This is a genomic window from Zobellia roscoffensis, assembly GCF_015330165.1.
GTDB lineage: Bacteria > Bacteroidota > Bacteroidia > Flavobacteriales > Flavobacteriaceae > Zobellia > Zobellia roscoffensis.
In genome coordinates this window covers 4,105,504-4,130,958 of record NZ_JADDXT010000002.1, presented here as the reverse complement: position 1 = coordinate 4,130,958, position 25,455 = coordinate 4,105,504, and the positions used below count along the sequence as shown (strand labels likewise).

Annotated in this window: 25 protein-coding genes; 18 read left to right on the top strand and 7 right to left on the bottom strand. The window is 36.4% G+C overall.

Going from position 1 to position 25,455, the window contains the following annotated elements:
* The first annotated feature begins 100 nt into the window (after positions 1-100).
* Together IWC72_RS16720 and IWC72_RS16715 are read left to right on the top strand one after the other, a co-directional pair.
* Positions 101-2,422 (top strand): beta-galactosidase, encoded by a 2,322-nt coding sequence (locus tag IWC72_RS16720; RefSeq protein ID WP_194530558.1) that lies wholly within the window; start codon positions 101-103, stop codon positions 2,420-2,422.
* A gap of 502 nt (positions 2,423-2,924) precedes the next feature.
* Entirely contained in the window at positions 2,925-3,650 is a 726-nt protein-coding gene (locus tag IWC72_RS16715) for a phosphatase PAP2 family protein (protein ID WP_194530557.1), read from the top strand.
* A gap of 216 nt (positions 3,651-3,866) precedes the next feature.
* Here the strand turns inward: IWC72_RS16715 and IWC72_RS16710 are convergent, their stop codons facing one another.
* The 4 genes from IWC72_RS16710 to IWC72_RS16695 all read right to left on the bottom strand — a co-directional run bounded on the left by IWC72_RS16710 (position 3,867) and on the right by IWC72_RS16695 (position 6,928).
* Positions 3,867-4,175 carry a DUF3817 domain-containing protein gene (locus tag IWC72_RS16710; protein WP_194527319.1) on the bottom strand — a complete coding sequence of 103 codons (309 nt, stop codon included), beginning with the start codon at positions 4,173-4,175 and terminating at the stop codon, positions 3,867-3,869.
* A 2-nt stretch (positions 4,176-4,177) separates the two neighbouring features.
* Positions 4,178-4,636: a hypothetical protein gene (locus tag IWC72_RS16705; protein WP_194530556.1), complete on the bottom strand. Its 459-nt coding sequence runs from the start codon at positions 4,634-4,636 to the stop codon at positions 4,178-4,180.
* A gap of 68 nt (positions 4,637-4,704) precedes the next feature.
* A complete protein-coding gene (locus IWC72_RS16700) occupies positions 4,705-5,298 on the bottom strand; it encodes a TetR/AcrR family transcriptional regulator (protein ID WP_194530555.1) in 594 nt (197 codons plus the stop codon).
* Positions 5,299-5,536: 238 nt separating this feature from the next.
* Positions 5,537-6,928, bottom strand: coding sequence for a right-handed parallel beta-helix repeat-containing protein (locus tag IWC72_RS16695; protein WP_194530554.1), 1,392 nt, complete (start codon positions 6,926-6,928; stop codon positions 5,537-5,539).
* A gap of 280 nt (positions 6,929-7,208) precedes the next feature.
* Here IWC72_RS16695 and IWC72_RS16690 point away from each other — a divergent pair, with 280 nt between their 5' ends.
* The gene (locus IWC72_RS16690; RefSeq protein ID WP_194530553.1) at positions 7,209-8,684 is read left to right on the top strand and encodes a CotH kinase family protein; all 1,476 of its coding nucleotides are present in this window, start codon (positions 7,209-7,211) and stop codon (positions 8,682-8,684) included.
* A 91-nt stretch (positions 8,685-8,775) separates the two neighbouring features.
* On the opposite strand, the gene IWC72_RS16685 is transcribed toward IWC72_RS16690, so the two are convergent.
* Positions 8,776-9,273 (bottom strand): outer membrane beta-barrel protein, encoded by a 498-nt coding sequence (locus tag IWC72_RS16685; RefSeq protein WP_194530552.1) that lies wholly within the window; start codon positions 9,271-9,273, stop codon positions 8,776-8,778.
* A gap of 305 nt (positions 9,274-9,578) precedes the next feature.
* Here IWC72_RS16685 and IWC72_RS16680 point away from each other — a divergent pair, with 305 nt between their 5' ends.
* The 7 genes from IWC72_RS16680 to IWC72_RS16650 all read left to right on the top strand — a co-directional run bounded on the left by IWC72_RS16680 (position 9,579) and on the right by IWC72_RS16650 (position 16,796).
* Positions 9,579-10,913, top strand: coding sequence for a TolC family protein (locus tag IWC72_RS16680; protein ID WP_194530551.1), 1,335 nt, complete (start codon positions 9,579-9,581; stop codon positions 10,911-10,913).
* Between the two features lie 5 nt (positions 10,914-10,918).
* Positions 10,919-12,133 carry an efflux RND transporter periplasmic adaptor subunit gene (locus IWC72_RS16675; protein ID WP_194530550.1) on the top strand — a complete coding sequence of 405 codons (1,215 nt, stop codon included), beginning with the start codon at positions 10,919-10,921 and terminating at the stop codon, positions 12,131-12,133.
* 4 nt (positions 12,134-12,137) lie between these two features.
* Entirely contained in the window at positions 12,138-12,881 is a 744-nt protein-coding gene (locus IWC72_RS16670) for an ABC transporter ATP-binding protein (RefSeq protein ID WP_194530549.1), read from the top strand.
* Between the two features lie 2 nt (positions 12,882-12,883).
* Positions 12,884-14,104: an ABC transporter permease gene (locus IWC72_RS16665; protein ID WP_194530548.1), complete on the top strand. Its 1,221-nt coding sequence runs from the start codon at positions 12,884-12,886 to the stop codon at positions 14,102-14,104.
* A 6-nt stretch (positions 14,105-14,110) separates the two neighbouring features.
* Positions 14,111-15,145 (top strand): sensor histidine kinase, encoded by a 1,035-nt coding sequence (locus tag IWC72_RS16660; protein WP_194530547.1) that lies wholly within the window; start codon positions 14,111-14,113, stop codon positions 15,143-15,145.
* A 1-nt stretch (position 15,146) separates the two neighbouring features.
* Complete coding sequence (locus IWC72_RS16655; RefSeq protein ID WP_194530546.1) at positions 15,147-15,890, top strand: LytR/AlgR family response regulator transcription factor; 744 nt, start codon at positions 15,147-15,149, stop codon at positions 15,888-15,890.
* A gap of 78 nt (positions 15,891-15,968) precedes the next feature.
* On the top strand, positions 15,969-16,796 hold the full coding sequence (locus IWC72_RS16650) for a 3-keto-disaccharide hydrolase (protein WP_194530545.1): 828 nt from the start codon (positions 15,969-15,971) through the stop codon (positions 16,794-16,796).
* Positions 16,797-16,818: 22 nt separating this feature from the next.
* On the opposite strand, the gene IWC72_RS16645 is transcribed toward IWC72_RS16650, so the two are convergent.
* Positions 16,819-17,925 carry a Gfo/Idh/MocA family protein gene (locus tag IWC72_RS16645; RefSeq protein ID WP_194530544.1) on the bottom strand — a complete coding sequence of 369 codons (1,107 nt, stop codon included), beginning with the start codon at positions 17,923-17,925 and terminating at the stop codon, positions 16,819-16,821.
* Between the two features lie 182 nt (positions 17,926-18,107).
* Between IWC72_RS16645 and IWC72_RS16640 the strand changes: the two genes are divergently transcribed.
* The 5 genes from IWC72_RS16640 to IWC72_RS16620 all read left to right on the top strand — a co-directional run bounded on the left by IWC72_RS16640 (position 18,108) and on the right by IWC72_RS16620 (position 22,239).
* Positions 18,108-18,644: a GreA/GreB family elongation factor gene (locus IWC72_RS16640; RefSeq protein ID WP_194530543.1), complete on the top strand. Its 537-nt coding sequence runs from the start codon at positions 18,108-18,110 to the stop codon at positions 18,642-18,644.
* A gap of 83 nt (positions 18,645-18,727) precedes the next feature.
* The gene (locus IWC72_RS16635) at positions 18,728-19,177 is read left to right on the top strand and encodes a KTSC domain-containing protein (protein ID WP_194530542.1); all 450 of its coding nucleotides are present in this window, start codon (positions 18,728-18,730) and stop codon (positions 19,175-19,177) included.
* A 122-nt stretch (positions 19,178-19,299) separates the two neighbouring features.
* The gene (locus IWC72_RS16630; protein WP_194530541.1) at positions 19,300-20,631 is read left to right on the top strand and encodes a DEAD/DEAH box helicase; all 1,332 of its coding nucleotides are present in this window, start codon (positions 19,300-19,302) and stop codon (positions 20,629-20,631) included.
* Positions 20,632-20,634: 3 nt separating this feature from the next.
* Positions 20,635-21,948 (top strand): DEAD/DEAH box helicase, encoded by a 1,314-nt coding sequence (locus tag IWC72_RS16625; protein ID WP_194530540.1) that lies wholly within the window; start codon positions 20,635-20,637, stop codon positions 21,946-21,948.
* Between the two features lie 99 nt (positions 21,949-22,047).
* Positions 22,048-22,239, top strand: coding sequence for a cold-shock protein (locus IWC72_RS16620; protein WP_194527301.1), 192 nt, complete (start codon positions 22,048-22,050; stop codon positions 22,237-22,239).
* 96 nt (positions 22,240-22,335) lie between these two features.
* Here IWC72_RS16620 and IWC72_RS16615 read toward each other — a convergent pair whose 3' ends face one another.
* Positions 22,336-22,782, bottom strand: a complete 447-nt coding sequence (locus IWC72_RS16615) for a PepSY-like domain-containing protein (RefSeq protein ID WP_194527300.1) — start codon at positions 22,780-22,782, stop codon at positions 22,336-22,338.
* A gap of 185 nt (positions 22,783-22,967) precedes the next feature.
* Between IWC72_RS16615 and IWC72_RS16610 the strand changes: the two genes are divergently transcribed.
* The 3 genes from IWC72_RS16610 (at position 22,968) to IWC72_RS16600 (ending at position 25,451) form a co-directional block, all read left to right on the top strand.
* Positions 22,968-23,642 carry a response regulator transcription factor gene (locus IWC72_RS16610; RefSeq protein ID WP_194530539.1) on the top strand — a complete coding sequence of 225 codons (675 nt, stop codon included), beginning with the start codon at positions 22,968-22,970 and terminating at the stop codon, positions 23,640-23,642.
* Positions 23,639-24,910, top strand: a complete 1,272-nt coding sequence (locus IWC72_RS16605) for a sensor histidine kinase (protein WP_194530538.1) — start codon at positions 23,639-23,641, stop codon at positions 24,908-24,910. Before IWC72_RS16610 ends, IWC72_RS16605 begins: the two co-directional genes overlap by 4 nt.
* 67 nt (positions 24,911-24,977) lie before the next feature.
* Positions 24,978-25,451: a PepSY-like domain-containing protein gene (locus IWC72_RS16600; protein ID WP_194527297.1), complete on the top strand. Its 474-nt coding sequence runs from the start codon at positions 24,978-24,980 to the stop codon at positions 25,449-25,451.
* The last annotated feature ends 4 nt before the right edge of the window (positions 25,452-25,455 follow it).

The window sequence follows — 25,455 nt, the reverse complement described above, 5'->3', positions numbered from 1 at the left end:
TAAATTAAACAGAACGAATATAAGTTGTGTTAGGAGTAATCCACCCTCTGTTTTGAAATACAGGGGGTGATTTTTATGCATCGAAAAATTAGTATCTAGAATGAAAATTATATACAACCTGAGTGTACTTCTTATTCTGTTATTCAGCTATAATATTGTCTGTGCTCAGCATGTTAGGGAACCTAGGGTTTACATTGAAGATTATAAAGGAACAGAGGCGGGAGCGCTTAAAAAAATAGATAGCGTTGAAGCCTTGATTGTTACAGCAGAATCTCAAGGTATTTCTACAGAGCAAGAGAAAATGACGATTAGCTTGGCAAAAACATTTTTGTTATATGCTAATTGGGATGAAGAAAACACCCCTGTTTATACGGAGATGTTTGATGGATTGCATGAATTTTTTCAAACAACGCCAGAGAATTTAGCTCAACACTTGCCTACGTATGAGAGAAGTGAAGTCATTACCATGCTTACCGAAAGCATCACAACTTTAGAAGCTTTGTTATCTGGTGAAATTAGTAGGCAACCTTCACCCATTATAGATTGGCGTAAAATATCCTATGACACCAATAGACTTGTATATAATGAAAAACCAGTATTCTTGGCCGATTATACTTGGCAGCCAAAAAAGGCGGGTGTTATTTCATTAGAGGATTATTTTGGAGCTTATGATGGGTTTTATTTTGATCCTACAGCGGTAGTTAGTGAACAAGGAGCAATAGCGGACCAGCTTAAGAAATATTTGAAACAAAAACCATCTGGTAATTTCGGCACTACTTTTATTGGCCATAAAAATATTCCATCATGGTTAGAATCAAAATTCCCAAAAGTAGATATAGGGAAGGCTTTGTATACCGGTTATGACATAAGCAATCCTGCTTCTCGTGAAATTATCCAAAAATTGTTCTCGGGAATTGTTCCGTTAATAAAGGGTAAAAACTATACAAAGCAAGGTTACATGTTAACTAATGAACCACATTGGAACCTGACGGGAAATTGGGAAATAGTACAGTTTTCAGATTATGCCAAAGATAGTTTAAGGGTTTGGTTAAAGAAGAAACATAGAAATATAGAAGCTTTTAATACACTCTGGGGTAAGGATTATTCTAGCTTTGATGAAATAGATATTGAATCCTTTCCTATGGAGGATGGTGAAAGGGGGAAGCCCATTGGTTACGATATTATTAAGTTTAACCAAGACAGGGTTACCAATTGGTTTACTTTTTTAGATAGTGAAGTAAAGAAATACGATTCTGGAGCCATGACCCATATAAAACTTATTCCAATGCATTGGTCTCAAAATGGTAGAGGAAATGGTCTGGATTTTGAAGCCTTGACCAGACTTACATCTAACATTGGCAATGATGCCGGAGCAAAAAAATCATTTAGGTGGGGAGGTCCGTACGATTGGACAAAAAGATACGCCTATTTTTGGCGTGATATGGCTATGACCTATGATTTCTTTAGGTCCGTTTCACCCAAAAAAGTAAACTATAATTCAGAAGGACATTTTTTGCAAAGTACAGCTTTTACAGACCTTTTTTTGGAACCTTCTTATGTGCGTTCCATATACTGGTTAGCCGTTTTGCAAGGTATGAATTCTGTTCAGTCATGGTTTTGGCCTAGAGAGAATAATGGAAGTCTTCAAAACAAGGGAGAAGATATTGCGGCCTCTCTTATAAATCAGCCTAGAGTGGTAAATGAGATTTCAAAAACCTTTATGGATTTAAATACACATTCAGAAGATATTGATGCTTTACAACACCTGGAACAGCCCATACGTTTATTCTATTCCGAAACTTCTGCTATAAATAAACTGCAATATATGGATGGTATATTTAAGTCTTATGAAGAACTTTATTTTGAAGGCTTGTCCATTGGTTTTGCTACAAAGGACATTCTTGAGAAAAATGACAATCGTACATGGGAAGTTGTTCTGATAAAAAATACCGAATATGTAACCACGGAAGAACTGAATGCTTTACAGTCTTATTTAGATAATGGAGGTACTATAATTATGGATACGTTAAGTCTGAAGAAAAACGAATATGATGTATTGCATAGACAAAATCTTGTGCAAGGAAAAGGTAGTTTAAGGGTGATGGATACTCCAGAAAATATGAATAGGACTGCGATGCATAAAATTTCATCACAGAATAAATTACCTCCGTTAACTTTAAATGAGCACAATACTGGCAATAAAAAAAGGTGCGTATGGCGGTCTTACAAAGATGAAGATGAACGGTATGTAATTAATGTTTTGAATATAGGTAACAAAACTTCACAAGTTACAGTAGGTATTAGAGGCGTTTCTAATGATGTTAAATGCGTTAATCTTCTGAATGGTGAAAAAATGAATCCTACTTTTTCTATAAATCCTGAAGAAGTATTATTGCTTGAAATAACGAAAAATACGAATTAGAATATAGTATAGAAGCCTTTTTTCTTCTATATAACTTCATTGAGATTCATGCGGTAATCTTTAAAATGCAGTTTCAAGCCCCAAAAATTGTTTTCAGACCCTAAAAAAAACGAGGGTTGTTCGTTTGCCTGAAGAACAAAACCGTTTTAAAATTAATAAGGTCCATAGTTGTTTTTTAACTCAGTTCTGTGTTGAAGGATAGTACAACGTAGACCAATCGTCAAGTCGTGATCGCTCCAGGCCCCATACTTCACAGATTTGAATTAAAACTTCAAGACAACGAAACTACATATAACCATGTATCTGTATTTTGTTAACCAAATTATGTGACAGCTTAGACGGCTTAATATATGAGAGCCTTTTCGTAACTTTAGATTCTAAATGGATATCAAAAAAAATATTTTTAAAACATTTAGTATATTGTTACGGTACCAAAAGGTTTTGAACACCATACAGGTTGGGGTTTCAGGGTTTATAATGGTTCACCCAACACCATCTGAATATGAAAATAAAAATTGCTGTACTTCTAACATTTTGTACCATTGGAAGTCTAGTTGCCCAAGTTGATAGTTTGCAGATTCGACCCAAAAAGAAGTTGTTTAAAAAAACAATAGTCCCTCTTTCTTTGCTCACCGCAGGTATACTATTATCGGACAGTAATTTTGAAAAAAATCTTCATGAAACCGCTCAGGGTTGGGTGGGCAATGATTTCCGAACACATTTGGATGATTATACACGTTATGCTCCTGTAGCTACTATTTTTGTTGCGAACGTAGCTGGAGTAAAAGCAAAACACCATTGGTTCGATCAAACCAAAAATCTAGCGGTATCCATGATACTTACGGATGTGGTAACCAGAGCCATAAAAAATTCAGTGTATAAAATAAGGCCTGATGGATCTAATGACAATGCTTTTCCATCCGGGCATACTTCCATTGCATTTGCATCAGGTTCTGCTGTTTATGAAGAATATAAGAACACTAACCCTTATGTGGCTTATAGTGGTTATGGTTTCGCTACGATTACGGGAGGGCTAAGATTATTCAATAATAAGCACTTTATTTCGGATATATTGGCAGGCGCTGGCATAGGAATCTTGGTCACAAAACTCGTCTATCATTTTGATTATCTGTGGAAATGGAATCCTTTCTTAAAATTTAAAGATGTAACACTGGTTCCTCGTTATGCTCCAGGAAATGTTGGGCTATATTTCTCTAAATCTTTTTAAGAAGTTCATTTAAGTTCTACACATTCAAAATTTTGATTTTTTAATACGTTTACAACGTTATTAACTAAATCGTATTTACTTTCTATCCTTAGGATATTATCACAATCTTCTAAATCAAAATTCCATTTACACCCTTCTAGTAATCTATCAAGAATGGGTTTTAGGCTTTTTATTTGGGAACTAGATTGAACACTTGTTTTAAAGACAAATACCATGTTATGAGTTTAGTTTACTAAGGATTTTTTTATCAATATAGAAAGTCCCAAAAGGGATGAAACAGGCCAAAATCACTTTCCAAGTTGTTTTACTAAACTTCCAGTTCTGTTCAATACCTACACTGAGCGTATTAATAATAAAAAGTAAAAATAAAGCTCCATGAATAGGACCTAGAGATTTAGTTAAGCTAGGATTCTGAAAATAATATTTAAGGGGTACAGCAATAAAAACCAGTATCAAAAGAGAAATACCTTCTAAATAGGCTATAATACGTAATCTCCCAATAGTTGTTTTAAATAGATTTCCCATGATTATCTGATATAAGGTCTATGTGCTAATGGTGAAAACGGCCAAGGAATAGCAATAAAAATGATTAAAAGTGCTAGTGAAAACCAAATCAACATGGTTTTGAACTTTGCGCTGTCTGTAGGTTTTCGTTTTGCTAACGCAGAGCCAATTGTTAGGAAAACTATGGCTAATAACATGAGTATAATGTGTATTAACCCAAAAAAAGTGGACTCTAAGTCTGTTATGGCTTGATCGAAGTTTTCCCAGAAGTATTTTATGGTAGGACTTTGACTATATAATATAATACCAATAACCAATTGAATATGAGCTATTGTAGCGGTCCAATGTCTTGTAAGGTTATCTCGCTCGGTAAACTTTAAACCTTGAAAATACCCTTTGTATGCCCTGTATACTGAATAGATAAGGCTGAATAAAACAAGCCATCTAACAATGGAGTGAACGTATGTAAACGATTGATACATCAATATATAAATTAAATATTGATGCAAAGATAATAAATAACATACTAGTTAGTATGTTTTGAGTTGAATTATGAATTCAAACTTTCTAAGTAGAGTTTAAGTTCTTGTAAATAAGAATGATAACAATCTATGTTATTGGTTATTTTTCCAAAATTCCGAATGCCCCAGTAACCAGAAATCACAAAATAGGCTACTTGTTTGGGATTTATTTCAGCTTTTACGGTACCGTTTACAATCTCTTTTTTTATAACATTTTCTATTGTGGTCAACCATTCTAGTGTTATCTCATTTAATACCGTAGAAAATTCAGTATTCCAAGGCGCCATTTCTTGTGATAAATTACTGGCAGGGCAACCATACTCGAATTTTAAAAAAGAGTTTTCTAAGAGAAGGGATTTTGTCATAAGATAGATTCCCTCCAGTGGTTTTGTAGCGTTTTCTAAATGTGTAATTAACGAATTATGCATGGCAGGTTTAACAATCTCTTTAATAACAGCAATACCCATCTCATCCTTTGTTTTAAAATGATAGTAGAAAGCGCCTTTCGTAACATTAGTTGTTGCAATAATTTCATCTATACTAGTGGTTTGATATCCTTTTTTATAAATTAAATCGAATGCTTTTTGAAGTATGGTAAGTCGAGTATTAGATGCTTTTGTCATAAAAAATACTAGTTAGTATGGTGTGCAATGTAAACAAAATTATAGTAATGGATGCACGATATAGAAAGCAAGGGGAAATCCTAAATACAAATCCATTAGAGGACATTGGTAATACTCAGGATATAAAATATATAGTCAAAAGGGGCATTGTAGTTCAATAATACTATTGTTGTAATAGGGTAGGAGTATACCATTTTTCTATGGTGATACCCACTTCAAATCACTATTTTCTTGTTTCTTACCATCCATCCAATACACATTGCATGGTGTAGGGTTCTGTTGTAGTTAATGGAAGATCTTGGAGTTCGTCGCCTAAATAATTATCAGTTGCAACTCCTGTGGCATCTTTGAAGCGGTATGACCAGCAATATCTGAGGTTGGTATGCTCTTCGGAATATGTCACTAGATTATCGATTAAGGTTACATTTTTAAAATCCGAAAAAGCCATAAAATAGCCATAGAACTTATTTCTACGAACATCGGCATCAGAGCTTTTGTACATATACATTCCGCAATTATTGCAAACATTATCATGCACATAGGTAGCCCGATTATGTCCTTTGTCACCTCCGCCAGAATATTGAATATAACCTAGTCTGCCATTAACCGAACCGGTGTCCATGGTAATGGTGTTTCTAGCAATGACGTTATGGGTTTTATGCCAAGAAACTAATGGCCCATCTATATAATCATTGCCTTTGCCTTGTTCCAAAATGTTATTTAAAATATATACATTTTTCCCACTGGTGTTTACAATATCTCCTCCTTTATTATGATGAAAATAGTTGTTCTGAATCAGGATATCTTCATCTACACGGCCAGCACCTTCAATATCAATTCCAAATTGTGGGCTCGTACCATTTATGTGGTGAATTTCATTATCGGTAATGGTAACGCGTATACCACCTACAATAGAAATACCTTGCCTTCTATTGTTATAGATATTGTTGTTGGTAAACGTAACGTCCGTGGCTTCCAAAACTAGAGAACCATCGCCTGTGGTGTTTCTAATGATCATGTTATCTACAAGCACCACATTACTATCGTTCCAAACACAAATACCATGGCCTTCGTCATGAGATATATTCCCATCACTTTCCCGAGGTGTAAAAACATGTGTATCTCTATCACCTTGAATAATACCATCTCTAATAATAATATTATCCCCATCTAGGCTCATTACGCAATAGTTCCATTTGTTATTGGTATCTATTTCTAGAATAGCTCCTTCACTAAAAACAAACTCCGTATTGTCATGGACTTCAATACCACCTTGGTAAATTTCATTTACGTCTTCACCTACCAAAAAAGTACCTTCAGGCAATATAACTCGGCCATATTCTTCTTCATGGGCCCAATCAATAGCGGCCTGTAAATTAGCTGTGGTTTTAACGGCGTCCGTTCCGTCATTAGGAATGTCCCATTGGTCTATGTCTATGGTATATTCTAGGCTGTTGGTTACTGTGGGTAATTCTGCCTGGAATTCTATTTTAGGTAAACCTTGCTCATCAAGATCTTCCTTCTCGGTTTCTGATGTGGTGTCTTCTGTGCCCAAGTTTAAAACATCTTTTTTACAGGAAACTACAGAGAGGATAGTAAAGAGAAGTAGGTAGAATGATATATTTTTCATTTGAAAGGTTTGAAGTTTTAGCTATAAAATCAAACTCAATTTTAAAATGAAAAGTATGTATAGCTACATTTTTTCGATACACTGCATTAAGCTATTTACTAAGATGATATGTTCAGGCCAATACTGGTTTTAGTACTAGTGCGTTGATATTTTGAAATTGTCCATAGACCAGAAATCACCATTCACTGAAAAGACCACCGCATTCACAGATTCTATAAAATTGCTATTCTTCTTCTCTGCATCTTTACCCAATAACAAAAACTAATAAACTGAATATAGAATGAAAAAAGTAAGTATACTGCTACTATTAGCTATCCATTTTACCTTCACAATTTCCTGTGCAGATGATGATACCATCACTACAGATGAAGATTCTGAAAATGCAGAAGTGGTAGATGACCAAACGGATGAACAAGATGAAACGACCTATGTAGAATCTTATGATGATACTGACTTTGATGCAACAGACTGGACTGATGCTACCCATAGCAAATCTGCAGACCCTAATTTTGATGTGGTTTTTGAGGACAATACGGTAAAACGTTTAGATCTTGTAATTACAGAAGAACGTTGGCAGAGCATGTTGGACGACATGACTTCCCTTTATGGCAATTTTGGTGGTATCAGTGGTCCTGGATCAGGAGGTCCAGGTGGTGGTGGATTAGTAGAGACAGATGAAGATCCTATTTTCGTGCCAGGAGAAGTACTTTTTGAAGATAAGGAATGGTACCGCGTAGGATTACGTTTTAAAGGTAATTCTAGTTTACAGTCAAGCTGGTCAGCTGGTATTTTAAAATTATCGTTTAAGTTAGATTTTGATGAATTTGAAGATGAATATCCGCAAATAGATAATCAACGTTTTTATGGTTTCAAGAAATTAAGCCTAAAGAATAACTACAATGATAAATCTATGTTGCGCGAAAAAATAGCAACAGATGTATTTAGGGAAGCAGGTTTGGCCAGCTCACATGCGTCTATCTATGAAGTGTATGTTGATCATGGAGACGGTCCTGAATACTTTGGAGTGTATACCATGGTAGAAGAAGTGGATGATACGGTAATAGACACACAGTTTTCGGATAATGACGGGAATTTATACAAGCCAGATGGCGATGGTGCTAGCTTTGCAGAAGGTACTTTTTCAGAAGATGTATTCGTAAAGAAAACCAATGAGGATGAAGCTGATTTTTCTGATATTGAAAATCTTTTTGCAGCATTGCATGCAGATAACCGCACAACGGATCCAGAAGCTTGGCGTACCAATTTGGAGACTATTTTTGATACGGATACATTCTTAAACTATTTAGCAGTGAATACGGTTATCCAAAATTGGGATACCTATGGTAGAATGACGCATAACTACTTCCTATATAACAATCCTGATACAGAAAAGTTAGCATGGATTCCTTGGGATAATAACGAAGCGCTACAGAGTGGAAATCAGCAGGGTTCCTTGGCTTTGGATTTCTCTGATTTAAATGACACAGAATGGCCGTTAATAGGTTATTTGTATGAGGACGCAACCTATAAAGCAAAATATGATAGCTATGTACAGGAATTTGTAAACAACGTATTCACAGTAAGTGCTATGCAATCTGAATATGCTGCCTACGCTTCATTAGTAGAACCTTATGCTACTGCCGAAGTTGAGGGGTATACATTCTTGAATTCTAGTGCAGACTTTCAGGCAGCAATTAGTGAGTTGAATAGTCACGTGTCTGAGCGAGTGGCCGCAGCGGAAAATTATTTGAATTAATGAGTTTTATATAGCGTGATGATGAAGAGGAGTTATATAGGAGAAGAATCCGGTTACCAGGAGGTAATCGGATTTTTTTTGTGATTTGGTTTCAGAACCTAAAACGTATGGATAATAAAAACTGGTTAGTTGTGGGTAGGTTAGATATGGTAGTTCTTCCGAATTGCACACCCACTTCTAATTTCATCTTTTTCTTAATTCTATAACCAATGCCCAGATTAACATTGATAAGATTTCCTTCCGTAGTTCCTGTAACTTGGTTAATATCATAGGTTGGTCCGCCACGGAAGAATACGTACTTCTTTTCATTTACATCGTAAGTAAACCCAACGGACGGACTTATGCGCTCATGGGTTCCAAATTTTGCGTAATCCCTTTCTAATCCTACACTTATTTTATCTGATACCTTGTAGTCGAAAGCTCCGTTGGTAAACACTTCGCCATTTAAGCTCATAGGAGTTTCAATACGGTATTGAGATAAATTGGTAATGAGCAAAGAGTCTAATGAGAGATATTCTTTTGGTGGGATTTGCGCTTGTATATAAGAAGAGAAGTATAAACTGGAAATTACATATAGAAATTGTTTCATTGGGTTGTTTTAGACACTTTTCGTTATTAAAAATAGGAAATAGATTACGGTATGTTTAGCTATATACTTCTTTTTGGTAGAAGTTTAACAGCATTCTCAATATTCAGAATTTGAAGTAATGGATGTGATTTAAGGCGTTGGGAGGTTGTTATACATATCTATAGAGATGAGCATCTTCTTTTTTGTAAAAATCTCGTCGATAAAATGGAGGCTTTTGTATAGATGATAACGGCAGACTTCTATTCCCTTTTAATAAAGAAGTTGAATGTTTCACTTTTGGGGTGTTAATTAAAAACACGCTTTGAATGAAACAATATATAATCATAGTAACAAGCATTTTATTTGCACAACTTGCTTTTTCACAAGAAGCCGAAACAACTACAGCTTCAAAAATATGGTCCCTAGAAGATTGTATTGCGTACGCTATGGAAAATAACATCACAGTTAAAGATGCGACGTTGAATGCAAGTATTTCAGAAGTAGATTATAGCAAATCAAAATCAGCTCGGCTACCAAATCTTTTCGGTAGTGCATCTCAGAATTTTTCAAGTGGTACTTCTATTGATCCTATTACCAGTGATTATGTTTCGGATCAAATTCATAGTACCAATCTTGGAATTAACAGTTCAATGACTCTTTTTCAGGGTAATCAACTTTCAAATCAAATTAAACAAAATAAACTTTTACTAGAACAAAATAGCCTGCTGGCGGAAGAAGCTAAAAACAGCATTGTCATCAGTATTTTAGAAAGCTACTTGCAAACTTTATTTAGTAAAGAAGGAATTGCTATTGCTGAAAGCAATTTAGACGCATCCGAAAAAGAGGTACTACGTGCAAAATCTCGACTCGATGCCGGTTCTATAGCCCTAACCGATTACACCGAAGCTCAGAGTCAGGCTGCGACCAACAAATACAATGTTATTGCCGCAAAAAATGAGTACGAACAGAATATCATCACTTTAAAGCAATTGTTAGAATTATCGCCTTTAGAAAATCTAGAAATCGAAACTATTGATGAGAACACGGATCTATTGAACCTGGAACTCAATAAAGAAGCAATTTATACGAATGCCTTAAACTATTTACCTGAGGTGGAAGCAAGTAAGACCAACATTGCGGTGAATGAAAAGGAATTGGATATCGCCAAAGGTGGTTACCTGCCTACATTGTCGCTTATAGGAAGCGTTGGTTCTGGGTATACCAGTATAAACGACAATACATTTTCTGATCAATTAGATGTGAATTTCAACCAGAAATTGGGGTTGAGCTTAACCATACCCATTTTTAACAGGAATCAGACCAAGGCTGCCGTGCAGACCGCATCCCTATATATTGAAAGAGCTGAGATACAAAAACAAACTGTAGAAAAAGAAGTTATTAAAAAGGTTGAAACCGCATACCAAAATGCGCTTTCATCACAAGAACAATTGGTTGCTGCGGAGGCTTCTAAAGAAGCTGCCGAGCAATCCTATGATCTAGCACAGAAAAAATACGAGTTGGGCGATTTAAGTACAACTGATCTAGTTATAAGTCAGAACACATATACCAATGCCCAACAAAATTACCTACAGTCTAAATATCTAAATATTCTGTACCACCAATTATTACAATTCTATCAAGGAAACGAAATTAAACTTTAACTAAAATGAAAAATAAAAACAAAATCATATTAGGCGGTATTGCATTAGTAATCGTAGCCTTTGTAGCCTATAGCTTTATGACAGGGGATGAAAATACCACCATTGAAGCTAAAACTATAGTTGCCAAAAAAGGAGACGTCACTACCATGGTCACTGCAACAGGAACCATAGAGCCAATAAATCAAGTAGATGTTGGTACACAGGTATCTGGGGTAGTTGAAAAAATATATGTGGATTATAATAGTGTTGTTAAAGAAGGGCAGCTTATTGCAGAGTTGGATAAGACCAATCTAAAAGCTGCAACAGTACAAGCACAAGCCTCGTATGATAATGCGGTAAGCAACCGAAATTATCTACAGACGATTTATGAAAGACAAAAAACATTGTATGACAACCAAGTTATAAGTAAATCTGATTATGACGATGCTCTTTACAATTACGAAACCGCAAAGGGTACTGTAACGCAGCGTTTATCTGATCTACAGCAAGCGAGAACCAACTTAGGTTACGCCAATATCTATTCTCCAATTGATGGTGTAGTACTATCTAGAGATATTGAAGAGGGACAAACGGTAGCCGCAAGCTATAGCACACCAACGCTATTTACCATTGCTCAAGATTTAAAGGAGATGCAGGTAGAAGCCGATGTTGATGAGGCAGATATAGGTGTTGTAGAAGAAGGTCAGCGAGTAAGTTTTACGGTTGATGCATACCAAGGTCAAGAATTTGAAGGAGAAGTCACTCAGGTTAGGTTAGATCCTACCGTGACCTCAAATGTAGTTACGTATACTGTGGTTATAAAAGCCGACAATCCTGATTTGAGATTGAAACCCGGACTAACAGCAACGATATCTATTTACACATTAGAGTTAAAAGATGTGTTATCGGTAGAGGCAAAGGCAATCAATTTTAAACCTACACCGCCAGAAATGATGGCTTATAATGAGCAAGAAAACTTAACCGTTGAGCGTCCAGAAGGCGGACCTATGAACAATGATGAAGAATCTACTAAAGTTTGGGTAATGAAATCTAACGGAGCTATTTCTCCAAAAGAAGTGACTTTAGGTGCGAGTGACGGAGTAAATGTTCAAATTCTCAGTGGTATAAACGAAGGAGACAAGTTGGTCTACAGTTTAAAGTCTGAAACTGGAATATCTGGACCACCAACGGGCGGTTCTGAAGAGAGTCCGTTCATGCCAAAACCACCAGGAAAAAAATAGAATTATGAGTAAAGAAATTATAAAAATACAGGACTTAACACGTCAGTTTACCATGGGTACCGAAACTGTTCATGCCCTACGTGGAATTTCATTTACCATACACGAGGGTGAGTTTGTAACTATTATGGGATCTAGTGGCTCTGGCAAAAGTACGATGTTGAATATTTTAGGATGTTTAGACCAACCAACATCCGGTTCGTACGAGATAGATGGTGTTGGTATGAAAGATTTGAGCCGTAATCAATTGGCAACCATCCGAAATAAGAAAATAGGATTTATCTTTCAATCATACAATTTATTGGCAAGAACCTCTGCTATAGAAAATGTTGAGTTACCGTTACTTTATAATAGTACCGTAGGTAATGATGAGCGTAGAGAGCGTGCCGTAAAAGCATTGGAGATGGTCGGTTTAGGCGATAGGTTACATCACACGCCATCTCAGCTTTCAGGTGGTCAACAACAGCGTGTTGCCATTGCCCGATCATTGGTAAATAATCCTGTTATGATTTTAGCAGATGAGGCCACCGGTAATTTAGATACAAGAACATCGTATGAAATAATGTCTTTGTTCCAGGATCTGAACAGTCAAGGTATTACCATCACATTTGTTACGCATGAGCCTGATATTGCGACCTTTAGTAACAGAACCATTGTTTTAAAAGATGGAAATATTATTCAAGACTATAAGAATGAAAATATACAGTCTGCAGCAAAAGAATTGGCAAAACTGCCTCAAGAAGACCATTGATTATGAGAATATTAAATCTACTTAAAATAGCATATAAAGCCATAGTTCTCAATAAAATGAGAACCCTGTTGACCATGTTAGGTATAATAATAGGTGTAGCATCAGTAATTGCCATGTTAGCAATAGGGGAAGGTTCAAAAGAGAGTATAAGAAGTACCATTTCAAGCATGGGGTCTAATATGATTACCATAAGACCCGGTACCGATGATAGAGGACCGGCAAGAGGTAGTGGTGGTGATGTGCAAACGTTGACACTAGATAATTATGAAGTCATAAAAGAAAAATCTACCCTATTGAGCTACATTACACCAGTGGTGAACGGTGGCGGACAAGTCATTAGTGGTGCAAATAACTGGCCTAGTACTATATACGGTGTAAACCCGGATTATCTAGAAATTAAAGTTGTTGGTCTTCAAAGCGGTAGCATGTTCACCGATGCAGAGGTAAAGTCAGCTTCTAAAGTCGTAGTGCTTGGTCAAACTGTGGTCGAAAATGTTTTTCCAGATGGTCAAGATCCCGTAGGTCAAATGATACGTTTTGATAATATTCCGTTCAAGGTAATAGGAGTTTTAGAAGAGAAAGGCGAAAACACTTTTGGTCAAGATCAAGATGATATTGTAATAGCGCCTTATACGACAGTACAAAAAAGAATCTTGGCCATTGATTATTTGAATCAGATTATGGCTTCTGCCGTTAGTGAAGATGATGCACCAGATGCCGTAATTGAGGTTACCGATATATTACGCTCAGAACACAAGTTGATGGATAATGAAGAGGATGATTTTTCTGTGCGTTCTATGGAAGAATTAATTTCAACTTTTAGTTCTACCAGTGAAATGCTCACCATACTATTGGTTGCAGTAGCAAGTATATCGTTATTGATCGGTGGTATCGGTATTATGAACATTATGTATGTGTCTGTAAAAGAACGTACAAAGGAAATTGGACTACGTATGGCAGTTGGAGGAAAAGGCTCTGATATTCTATTACAATTCTTAATTGAAGCTATATTGATCAGTATAACAGGCGGACTCTTAGGTGTAATCTTAGGTTTAAGCGCTACCGTTTTCATAGAAAAGTTCTTACATTGGCCTACAAGTGTAGCCATGTATTCCATTTTTGTGTCATTTGCCGTGTGTGCGATTACCGGTATTTTCTTTGGATGGTACCCTGCAAAAAAAGCTGCGGCATTAGACCCTATTACAGCATTGCGCTATGAATAAGTAACTATGTATAAAAACAAAAAAATACTACTAGCACAGCACCTTCTCATTTGGTTGGTGCTGTTCAGCATGCCCTTCGTTCTATCATACGGGCAAGAATTGGATACCAATAGATTGGTTGCCCATTTCTTGATTCCTATGTTATTCTATGCGGTGATATTTTATTTGAATTTTTTCGATCTAATCGATAGGTTTCTATTCTCTAAAAAGACATTCGCCTTTATTATTATCAATCTTGGTTTAATAGGTTTTTCTATTCTGCTTAAAGAATTTATTGAAGCTAGTTACTTTGCTGACCTCATTAAAAACAGACCACAAGATGATAGTAGGGAAGGACCTCCATTTCAGTTGTTTATATATGTGCAAATGCTATCTTATGCAGCTCCAATACTGTTTTCAATAGCCATTAAAACAACTAAAAGATGGGTAAAAACAGAAGCTGAAAAGAAAGAAGCCGATAATTTTAAGTTACAGACAGAACTGCAACATCTTAGATATCAACTTCAACCACATTTCTTTTTCAACTCCTTGAACAACATCTATTCATTGGTGGATATCTCTCCAGAAAAAGCAAAGTCTACAATTCATAGCCTGAGCAAATTAATGCGCTATTTGTTATATGAAACAAGTACAGAATTTATACCGCTTTCAAAAGAAATAGAATTCATGAGAAAGTATATCGAATTGATGAAGTTGCGCCTAACGGATAAAACCACGGTAGAATCTAGTTTTCCCCTTAGTGAGCCGCAAATTAAAATTGCCCCTTTGCTGTTTATTTCATTAATAGAAAATGCTTTTAAACATGGTGTTTCTGCCAATAAAGAAAGTGTAATTTCCATTGATATGATTACCCAAGATAATAGTGTAGTATTTCAAATTGAAAATTATAACTTTCCTAAAGAGCATACAGATAAAAGTGGTTCTGGTATTGGTCTGCCTAACTTAGAAAAGAGATTACAATTACTATACCCCAATAAACACCAGTTCACACAAGAAACCAAAGATGGTATTTATTCGGTTTACCTGAAAATTATAACCTAGTATGGAAGCAGTTCAGATTACTTGTATGATTGTGGATGATGAACCTATGGCGGTGAATCTAGTAGAAAGTTATGTGGAGAAAACTCCGTATTTAAAACTTAAAAAGAAGTGCAATAGCGCCATTGAAGCCATGCAGTTTTTAAATACAGAACAGGTTGACCTTCTTTTTCTTGACATTCAGATGCCAGATTTAACAGGTATTGAATTTTCAAAAATGCTACCGAAAAATTCTAAGGTCATCTTCACCACCGCCTTTGATCAATATGCCCTAGAAGGCTTTAAAGTAGAAGCTTTAGATTATCTGCTTAAACCTTTTGATTATGCTGAATTCTTAACGGCTTCTAACAAAGCTTTAGAGTGGTTTTCATTAGTGAGAGGAAATAAAACCGCTCAAAGTCAAGAAATACCTCAAGAAAAGGAGTTTCTTTTCGTAAAATCCGAATACAAACAATTACGCATTAAATTGGCAGATGTACTCTATTTTGAGGGTTTAAAAGATTATATTAAAATTTGGTTGAAAGACAACCCGAAGCCAATTCTAACATTAATGAGTCTAAAAAGCCTAGAGGAAGATTTACCTTCTTCGCAGTTTATGCGCGTACATAGATCTTTTATAGTTGCCCTAAAATATGTTGAAGTGGTTGAACGTAGCCAGATTATCATCAACAAACAACGTATTACGGTCTCTGAACAGTACAAGCCCCAATTTCTAGAATACATTAATGACAACTCTTTGAATTCTTAAAAGCCCGAAGGTAATTTTATACCATCACCTTTTAATTTTCTGTACATTTAGGACTGTCAGCACAAACTTGTCCTATTTATGAAACGACTTATTTGCATTCCGGCAATAGTTGCTATACTGTTCTTAACTTCTTATTCCTGTGGAAATAAAAAAGTAAGAAAAAATACTGCGCAAACTACGGAGCAGGCAGCAGTTAGTACCGAGCCTAAATGGACTTCCATCTTTAATGGGAAAGATATAACCGGATGGACCATAAAAATTCCGGGGCATGAGTTAGGTGAAAATTTTGGAAATACCTTACGGGTAGAAGATAGTATTTTAAAAATACGATATGATGCATACGGGTCGGAATTTAAAGACCGATTCGGTACCGTTTATTTTGATAAATATTTGACTAATTATCGGCTAAAAGTTGTTTACAGATTTGTTAGCGAAACAGCACCTGGGGCACCTACTTGGGGTTATCGTGATAGTGGCATCCAATTCCACGGACAACCACCGGTTACGCAAAAAATAGATCAAGCTTTTCCGGTATGTTTAGAATACAATTTTCATGGTGGTAATGGAACGGACGAGCGCCCTTTAGGGGCTGCCTGTACGAACGGTATGTTCATTGAATATAATGGTGAAAAGAATACAACCACGTGTATTGCCGCTGATATTGCAAGAACATTTCATGGCGACCAATGGGTTACTGCCGAAATTGAAATTAAAAACGGGGTTATTACACATTTTGTAAACGGGGAAAAAATTCTAACCTATTCAAATCCCACATACAACCCAGCGAACGAAATGGCAAAAAAGTTAATGGATGGTAATGATACCAAGGTAAAAGGCGGCTATGTTTCCTTACAGTCCAATAGCCACCCTATAGATTTTAAAAGTATTGAACTAATTGAATTTTAGTTCCAACAATTATCGGTTTAATTTACAACATCACTTTATCTCCTGTTTTTGCCGCTAGGAATATGGCATCGATAATTTTCATGTCCTTAACGCCTTCTTCGCCATCAACGGGAACAATGGGTTGAACTCCTTCAAATATTAAAGCTGCCATACCATCCATTTGTAAAGTTTGGTGGGTTACATGGGGCTGGGTCAGTTTTCCTTTATGTGTTCTGCCTTCAATGGGTCCATATCCTGTTGAAGGTTGCATTTCAACAAAACCTTTAGAGCCGGTCATAAAAAAGCGATCTAAATTATTCATATTATAGGTCGATAAACAATTTGCAACGGCACCACTAGGAAAACCCATTTGAAATTGTATGGTTTCATCAATACCTTCTTTAAACTTTTCAGGATTGGTTTTCGTTTCTTGAGCGGTAACCCAAACAGGTTCTTCACCCAACATATAACGTGCACCATTAATTGAATAGATACCAATATCCATCATTGCACCGCCTCCTGAAAGTTCTTTGTTTAAGCGCCATTGTGTTGGGTCGCCAATAGTGAAACCAGATTGACCTTGAAAAAATTTTGTTTCACCAAAAGCACCGTCTTTTCGCATCTGTATTACTGCAACCGTTTTGGGTTCAAAATGCATTCGATACCCTATCAGTAATTTTACATTTGCAGCTTTACAGGCATCTACCATGGCTTGACCTTCTTCTGCATTAACGCCCATTGGTTTTTCACAGATAACATGCTTACCCGCTTTGGCGACTCGTATAGACTGATCTTTATGCAATCCGTTGGGTGTAATTACATAAACGGCATCAATATCCGGATTGTCCTTAATAGCATCAAAATTCTCGTAGTTGTAGCAGTTTTTATCTGGTATATTATATTTTGATTGCCATTTTTTAATTTTAGAAGGTGTTCCGCTGATGACACCAACCAGTTTTGCCCTTTTACAATCCTCCATTGCCTTGGCAACACGGGTACCATAGCTACCCAATCCCATTATGGCAACTTTTAAAATGGGTCCGTCGTATGGTTCTGTGGAATTTGCGAACAATTGAGCGGGACTATGCAATAATGGTAGACCTACCGCGGTTATGGATAGCTTTTCTATAAAATTTCTTCTTGAACTCATGAGTAAATTGTTGTTTGATGATTTATAAGTACTTAAATATAATGAAACTACATCTTTTAAAATTACAATTGATAACGGATTCTTGATATGTAAAGAATATCTCTTTTTTGAGACAAAGATGTGTTGTATGTCATCAATTAAGTAGGGAGACATCCAGTAAATTGCATGTTAAAATTATTTCGATGAGCAGAGGATTTGTAAAAGAAGAAGATCAGGAAGAAATACCAATGGTACCACCAAGGGCAGACTTGCCATTAGGCGCCACCAATTATGTAACCGAAACAGGTTTACATAAATTATTAAGTGAGAAGGACAGACTGATAAAGGATAAGGAATTTTCTCATCAAGATAATGAAAAAGAACAACGCATTGCCATCAATTTAATAAATGCCAAATTACAGCTATTGAATGAGCGTATTTCTTCGGCAAAAGTTGTGAACTTAAATGACCAACCGTTAAACGAAGTTCGTTTTGGCGCTTTAGTCTCTTTATTAATAGGTGATGCTAAAACACCTAAAGAGTTTCAAATTGTAGGTGTAGATGAGGCTAATATTGCAGATGATAAAATCTCTTTTCTATCACCTATTGCAAGGCTGATCATTGGGAAAAAAGTAAATGAGGTTGCTGTACTTAAAATTGGAAAAACCGACCGTACATTTAAAATTGTTGAGATAAGTTATACGGCGAAACCATCTATTTATCCTTTGAATATTGACTAAATATTAATAAAACGAAAAACGTAAAATTTAACCTAAGTCGTTCAAAATAAAGGCGTAGCTTCGCCGCTTCAAAAATTGGGTCTATGAAACGTATTAGTCAGTACAAGAAGTTATTCGGAATTGAGAAGGAAATTGAATTGAAATCGCTTAAATCCACCTACCGGAATTTGGTAAAAGAATGGCATCCAGATAAATTTCAAGAAGGAGACCCTAAACGTGAGGAGGCGGAAGTAAATAGCCGTGCTATCATTGATGGCTATCATTTTTTAGTGAGTATTGCTCCTGAAACTATTGCAGCCAATCTAGACGCCTATAATGAAACCATTAACAATTCTGGTATTGCGGACTATGTACACAAAGGTATGCTCTTGGAAATTACTTTTTTGGATGGTACAACCTATGAATATTTTGGCGTTACCAAAGCGGTTTACATTAAAATGGTCAATTCCAATAAATTGAATCGTTTTGCCAAACGTAGCATCTATCCTAAGTATATCTACAGAAAATCGAAACGTACGCTACAGGAAGCTTAAATTACACCTATTTATAATATTGCTGGTTTACCGAGGGCTAATTGCTCGCTTTTGAAGGAATTAGCATCTCATTTTACACGACTCTCATGCTTCGTGTGCCTATCTTTGCTTAAAATTATTCTATGTCCAAGTCATTTTCCGCATTAGGAATCAACGAACAATTACTACAGAGTTTAGCAGACCTTAAGATTTCCGTACCCACGGATATTCAGGAGAAGACCATTCCAATTGTATTATCCCAAAAAGATGACGTTGTTGCCTTGGCAAAAACGGGAACGGGAAAAACAGCTGCTTTCGGTTTGCCCTTGTTGCAGTTGGTCAATACGACAAATACGGATGTTCAGGTAGTCATTTTATCTCCCACGAGGGAACTGGGTCAGCAGATTTATGAGAACTTGGTTTCTTTTGCATCGCATAGTCCTGAGATTTCCATTGCTTCGGTTTGTGGAGGTATTCCTATAAAACCTCAAATTGAGCGTTTAAAGGAGCCTACTCACATTATTGTTGCTACCCCGGGACGATTAATAGATTTGATTCAGCGAAAAGCGGTCACTATTAAAAAATTGAAATATTTGGTTTTGGACGAAGCCGATGAAATGGTAACAGCTCTAAAAACGGATTTGGATACTTTGGATGCTGAAATGCCAAAATCTAGAAGAACTTTATTGTTCACAGCTACTATGCCGGGAACCGTAAAACAATTGGTACAGAATTATATGTCCAAGCATGTGGTGCACCTAGAAGCGGATATGGCGCAAATGGGCCATAAAGGTATTGACCATAAATATATGGTAGTGGAGCCTATTGAAAAGCTCGAAGTTTTACTTCATTTTCTGAATTCCAAAGAAGGGGAGCGTGGTATTATCTTTTGTAAGACCAAAGCGGCCGTTAATAAGCTGGCAAAGAAATTGGCCATCAATAAATTTTCTTCGGGCTCTATTCATGGTAGTTTAACACAGGGCATCCGTGACCGGATTATGGGACAGTTTAGAGAAGGGTATATTGATATTCTTGTGGCAACGGATTTAGCGGCACGTGGTATTGACGTAAAAGAAGTTTCTTATGTGGTAAATTACCATTTGCCAGATACCTATGAAGCGTATGTACACCGTAGTGGACGTACGGCCAGGGCAGGGGCAGCCGGACTTTCACTGAGCATTATACAAGAAGAAGAACGCGCCGATATTCCTGAATTTGAAGAGGAATTGGGGTTGGTTTTCAATGAAATGAAAAAGCAAGATGCTGAAAATAGGGAAGAAACCAATCTGGTACTTTGGGCCAAACGTATTTTTAAGACAAAGCCTAACCGTACGGTTTCCGTAGACACCAAAGAGAAGCTAAAAACGGTTTTTCATCATTTAACCAAAGACGAACTAATAGAAAAAGTACTGGCAGACCATATCATGCAAAACACTCCAGCTGCACCTAAAACGGAACAACCACAAAAGAAATAAGCCATGGCCAACGACATTCGTACCCAAGAGGATATTTTACGGAAAATGGGCATTGAGGCATTGAACCCTATGCAAGAAGAAGCATTGGAAGTTATTGGCATAAACGCAAATACCGTGCTACTTTCTCCAACGGGCACAGGTAAAACCTTGGCGTTCTTGTTACCGCTTTTAGAAACGCTGGATGCTGAGTGTAGTGAAGTGCAAGCATTGATTCTGGTGCCTTCCCGAGAATTGGCCATTCAGATTGAACAGGTGGTGCGTGAGATGGGTTCTGGTTTTAAGGTGAATGCAGTGTATGGCGGCAGACCTATCTCTAAAGATAAAATAGAATTAAAACATACTCCCGCTATTTTAATCGGTACACCCGGTAGAATTGCGGATCATTTTGGAAGTGACCGTTTTACTAAATCTGATATCAAGACCTTGGTGCTCGATGAATTTGATAAATCGCTGGAAACCGGTTTTGAAGGTGAAATGAGTGAAATCATTAATCAGTTGCCAAATCTTGAAAAGCGGATTCTTACTTCCGCTACGCAAGGGGTTGAAATTCCTAATTTCGTTCGGTTGGATAAGCCAGCTTTTATTGATTATTTAGATACGAAAAGGAAATCTAGATTAGCGATTAGAACCGTAATCTCTCCGGATAAGGATAAGCTACAGACGCTGGTAGATTTATTGTTCCATATTGGGAACCAGCCAGGGATTATTTTTTGTAATTATAAGGATAGCATAGAACGCGTGAGTGCTTTTTTAGATAAAAACCGCATAGATCACACCTGTTTTTCTGGGGGAATGGAGCAACGTGATCGTGAGCGTTCATTGATAAAGTTCAGAAATGGCACGTGTCAGGTAATGATTGCAACGGATTTAGCGGCCAGGGGAATCGATATTCCAGAAATGAAATATATTATTCATTATGAACTGCCCAGGGCCGTAGAAGAATTTACCCACCGTAATGGGAGGACAGCTCGGGTCAATGCCAAAGGAACGGCATACGTTCTACAATCCAAAACGGAATATGTTCCTGAATTCATCAAAGATGTAGAACCGGTAGACATATCACAAAAAGGTGTGAGGAAACCACCGTATTGGGAAACTTTATTTATATCCGGAGGGAGAAAGGATAAAATTTCAAAGGGTGATATTGCGGGACTCTTCTTTAAGCAAGGTGGTTTAAAAAGAGACCAATTGGGCGTCATTGAACTCAAGCAAGATTGTGCTTTTGTGGCCGTACCGGTGTCCTTGGCGAACCAAATGATACAGAAGCTGAACAACTCTAGATTAAAGAATAAAAAAGTTCGTGTAAGCGTATTATAAAAATTCGTTGTAAATAATTCAATTAAAATGTTGAATGTCAAAAAAATGGAGTCATCTTTGCGGCTCAATTAGCATTATAAATTTTTTAATTACATTACAATGAGTAAAGGAACAGTAAAGTTTTTCAACGACACTAAAGGTTTTGGTTTTATCACTGAAGAAGGTGTTGAGAAAGATCATTTTGTACACGTTTCAGGTTTAGTAGACGAAATTCGTGAAGGCGATGAAGTTGAATTTGATTTACAAGAAGGTAAAAAAGGCCTAAACGCAGTAAACGTAACAGTATTATAATTCTATATATACTTTAAGTTTTACAAGAAGCCCATCTATTTAGATGGGCTTCTTTTGTCCAAGAATGTTAGGGTAAAGTATTCTTATTAATAGAATTTAATCGTTCCATTCATTCAAAACTATTCCATTAGCGTCAAGAAGCAGTTGTTTTTCTTCGTCCCAGCCCTTTTCTAGCTCTACTTCAAAAGTTACAGAACCATTTTGATCTGTCTTTTCTATAGAGTCAACTCTATAAGTTGCATATTGATTGTCAATTGTAGCCAATATAGCCTGTGGCAAATCTTTCTTTTTAATTTCCGTTTCCGTTTTAACGGTGCTGCCATCTGAGGAATACCAAACTTCACTATCTTGCCAGTTGACGTCAAACTCCACTTTGTAGTTTTGACCTTCCATTTCCCATTCAACATCAGAAGCATTGGGGTAGGCTTGCTCAAAAGTGGTTCTTATGTTTGAAGGAACATTTTGAGGGTTTATATCCTGTGCAGAAATTGTTGCGACACCTAATACGGCAAGCATACTCACCATTACTTTTTTATTCTTCATAATATTTACATTTTGAATTCACAACGAAGAAAGTCAGGAATACTGGAAGAAATTAGGAATATGTAAATTCAGTTTTTTAATTTTGAAAGCACTTGGAAAATGAAGATTTACCCATAAGGTCTTTTCAGCTTTTTCCCAATTCTTTCTAGAATTGTATACTATAGTTGGTTTAAATTTGTAACCCTATGAAAGTTCTGATAATAGAAGACGAACCACAAATGCTGGATAATATGCGGCAGACCTTGGAGCGTGAACAATACACCGTAGAAACTGCTACAGATTTTATAACCGCAGATGCCAAAATTGGGGTTTATGATTATGATTGCATTTTACTAGATATTACTTTACCGGATGGCAATGGACTTGAACTTTTGAAACGGTTAAAAAAATTAGGTAAAGAAGACGGAGTTATTATTGTGTCTGCGAAAGATTCGTTAGATGACCGTATTAAAGGGCTGGACCTTGGAGCGGATGATTATTTGCCTAAACCTTTTCATATGGCAGAACTGCATGCACGTGTACGCGCAGTGGTTCGTCGGCGTAGTTTTGATGGTAATAAATTTATAGAAGTAGGGAATGTTTCCATTGACCCAGAAAGCAGACTGGTCAAAATTGACGCTAAGGAAATAACCTTTAATCGTAAAGAGTATGACATAATGCTTTATATGATTGCAAATAAAACACGTCTGGTGACTAAATCAGCCCTTGCAGAACATGTTTGGGGAGATCATATTGACCAGACGGATAGTTTTGATTTTATCTATTCACAAATAAAGAACTTGCGTAAAAAACTGAGCGAGGCAAAAGCCACTATTGAAATAGAAGCGGTATATGGAGTGGGTTATAAGCTGTCCGAATGAAACTGTTGAACCACACATCTAAGTATTTTGCAATTTTACTAATTGTTCTCATTTCTGTGTGGGCAGTTATATTTTATTTTGCCATGTTAGATGAAGTTTATGATAGCCTAGATGATGGATTGGATAATCAGATGGAACTCATTGTAAAAGAGGCTAAAAAAGATTCGGCAATATTACATACAAACGACTTTGGCATAGGAAATTTTACGATTACAAAGACCTCTCTCAAGCATCACCATAAACTAAAAGATATTTATAGGGATACCCTTATGTATATGCAGAACGAAGATGATTATGAACCTGTTCGCATCTTAGAGAGTGTATTTGAACACAAAAATTCCTATTATAAAATTAAGCTGATTACCTCTATGGTAGAGGAAGATGACCAAATTGAAAATCTCATCACCTACCTCATATGGTTATACATTGTATTAGTTACGAGCGTTATAATTCTCAACAACCTAGTATTGAAAAAAGTATGGAGTCCATTTTATAGCCTTGTTGCTAGATTAAAGGAATTCCGTATAGAGAAAGATGAGCCTATACAAGCCGTGCCGACAAATATTGATGAGTTTGAGCTATTAAATCATAGTGTAGAAATGTTGACAAAAAAGTCCAGAGAGACCTATGTGGCACAAAAAGAATTTATTGAAAATGCAGCACATGAATTACAAACTCCGTTAGCCATCAGTATCAATAAGTTAGAGTTGCTTCTTGAACGAAACCAAATAAATGATGCACAATCACAAGTAGTGGGCGCAGTATTAGAAAATTTGGGACGGCTAACTCGTTTAAACAAGTCCTTGTTATTATTATCTAAAATAGACAACAAACAATACATAGGACTTGATACTGTTAATTTTCAAGTCCTTGCTACAGAAATTTCGGATAACTTTGAAGATTTTGCCAAACACCAAAATATTGAGTTAGAATTAACTTCCAGTGCTCACTTAGAATTTGCTATTAATACAGATTTGGCACGGGTACTACTGACCAATCTCATCAAAAATGCCATTATACATGGGGAAAGAAATAACAAGGTAACTATTGAGATTGCAGATCGTACTATTCATATAAGCAACATGGGAAGTAAAATTAGCTTAGACGCTTCTAGTATTTTTGACCGATTTAAGAAGAGCGGTTCTGACCAGAAATCTACAGGGTTGGGGCTTTCTATTTCTAAGGCTATTGCAGATAAATATGGTATTCGTTTGGTGTATTCATTTTCAGACAGACATGTTTTTAGCCTGTATTTTCCCGCCCACTAATTAAATTTATTCCGTTTCTTTCCAGATTTGGCTTTTAGTTTTGTCCACATAAATTAAAAATCATGTTATGGAGAAATTGAAATTTTTTACTGCAATCTTATCACTCGGAATAATTTCGTGTGACAATAATGACGATGACTTTGCTGATAATGATAGTGATATTCTGAATTCAGAGGTGCCGGCGGTAGTAAAAAGCGCTTTTGAAGATACCTTTTCAAATGCCACTGATGTAGAGTGGGAAACCATTGGAGAAAGTTATAATGTTGATTTTGATATGGAGACTGTAGAGTATGAGGCGTTGTACGAAGCATCTGGAACACTCACAAATTATAAATATGATATAGCTGCTAGTGAATTACCCGAAGCGGTAAAGACTGCAATTGTAAACGATTATGATAATAAACAAATTGACGACGCCGAAGTTTTGATAGTTGGTGAGAACACCTATTATCAAATAGAGCTAGATAAAGAACCTACTGATTTACACTTGGTTTTTAATCAAGATGGTAACGTGAATACTGAAGTAGTATTCGTCAATTAAATTT

Bases quoted from the DNA above. Each gene is read 5' to 3' on its own strand.
- IWC72_RS16720 (WP_194530558.1), top strand. From the start codon at position 101: ATGAAAATTATATACAACCTGAGTGTACTTCTTATTCTGTTATTCAGC.
- IWC72_RS16715 (WP_194530557.1), top strand. From the start codon at position 2,925: ATGAAAATAAAAATTGCTGTACTTCTAACATTTTGTACCATTGGAAGT.
- IWC72_RS16710 (WP_194527319.1), bottom strand. From the start codon at position 4,175: ATGGGAAATCTATTTAAAACAACTATTGGGAGATTACGTATTATAGCC.
- IWC72_RS16705 (WP_194530556.1), bottom strand. From the start codon at position 4,636: ATGTATCAATCGTTTACATACGTTCACTCCATTGTTAGATGGCTTGTT.
- IWC72_RS16700 (WP_194530555.1), bottom strand. From the start codon at position 5,298: ATGACAAAAGCATCTAATACTCGACTTACCATACTTCAAAAAGCATTC.
- IWC72_RS16695 (WP_194530554.1), bottom strand. From the start codon at position 6,928: ATGAAAAATATATCATTCTACCTACTTCTCTTTACTATCCTCTCTGTA.
- IWC72_RS16690 (WP_194530553.1), top strand. From the start codon at position 7,209: ATGAAAAAAGTAAGTATACTGCTACTATTAGCTATCCATTTTACCTTC.
- IWC72_RS16685 (WP_194530552.1), bottom strand. From the start codon at position 9,273: ATGAAACAATTTCTATATGTAATTTCCAGTTTATACTTCTCTTCTTAT.
- IWC72_RS16680 (WP_194530551.1), top strand. From the start codon at position 9,579: ATGAAACAATATATAATCATAGTAACAAGCATTTTATTTGCACAACTT.
- IWC72_RS16675 (WP_194530550.1), top strand. From the start codon at position 10,919: ATGAAAAATAAAAACAAAATCATATTAGGCGGTATTGCATTAGTAATC.
- IWC72_RS16670 (WP_194530549.1), top strand. From the start codon at position 12,138: ATGAGTAAAGAAATTATAAAAATACAGGACTTAACACGTCAGTTTACC.
- IWC72_RS16665 (WP_194530548.1), top strand. From the start codon at position 12,884: ATGAGAATATTAAATCTACTTAAAATAGCATATAAAGCCATAGTTCTC.
- IWC72_RS16660 (WP_194530547.1), top strand. From the start codon at position 14,111: ATGTATAAAAACAAAAAAATACTACTAGCACAGCACCTTCTCATTTGG.
- IWC72_RS16655 (WP_194530546.1), top strand. From the start codon at position 15,147: ATGGAAGCAGTTCAGATTACTTGTATGATTGTGGATGATGAACCTATG.
- IWC72_RS16650 (WP_194530545.1), top strand. From the start codon at position 15,969: ATGAAACGACTTATTTGCATTCCGGCAATAGTTGCTATACTGTTCTTA.
- IWC72_RS16645 (WP_194530544.1), bottom strand. From the start codon at position 17,925: ATGAGTTCAAGAAGAAATTTTATAGAAAAGCTATCCATAACCGCGGTA.
- IWC72_RS16640 (WP_194530543.1), top strand. From the start codon at position 18,108: ATGAGCAGAGGATTTGTAAAAGAAGAAGATCAGGAAGAAATACCAATG.
- IWC72_RS16635 (WP_194530542.1), top strand. From the start codon at position 18,728: ATGAAACGTATTAGTCAGTACAAGAAGTTATTCGGAATTGAGAAGGAA.
- IWC72_RS16630 (WP_194530541.1), top strand. From the start codon at position 19,300: ATGTCCAAGTCATTTTCCGCATTAGGAATCAACGAACAATTACTACAG.
- IWC72_RS16625 (WP_194530540.1), top strand. From the start codon at position 20,635: ATGGCCAACGACATTCGTACCCAAGAGGATATTTTACGGAAAATGGGC.
- IWC72_RS16620 (WP_194527301.1), top strand. From the start codon at position 22,048: ATGAGTAAAGGAACAGTAAAGTTTTTCAACGACACTAAAGGTTTTGGT.
- IWC72_RS16615 (WP_194527300.1), bottom strand. From the start codon at position 22,782: ATGAAGAATAAAAAAGTAATGGTGAGTATGCTTGCCGTATTAGGTGTC.
- IWC72_RS16610 (WP_194530539.1), top strand. From the start codon at position 22,968: ATGAAAGTTCTGATAATAGAAGACGAACCACAAATGCTGGATAATATG.
- IWC72_RS16605 (WP_194530538.1), top strand. From the start codon at position 23,639: ATGAAACTGTTGAACCACACATCTAAGTATTTTGCAATTTTACTAATT.
- IWC72_RS16600 (WP_194527297.1), top strand. From the start codon at position 24,978: ATGGAGAAATTGAAATTTTTTACTGCAATCTTATCACTCGGAATAATT.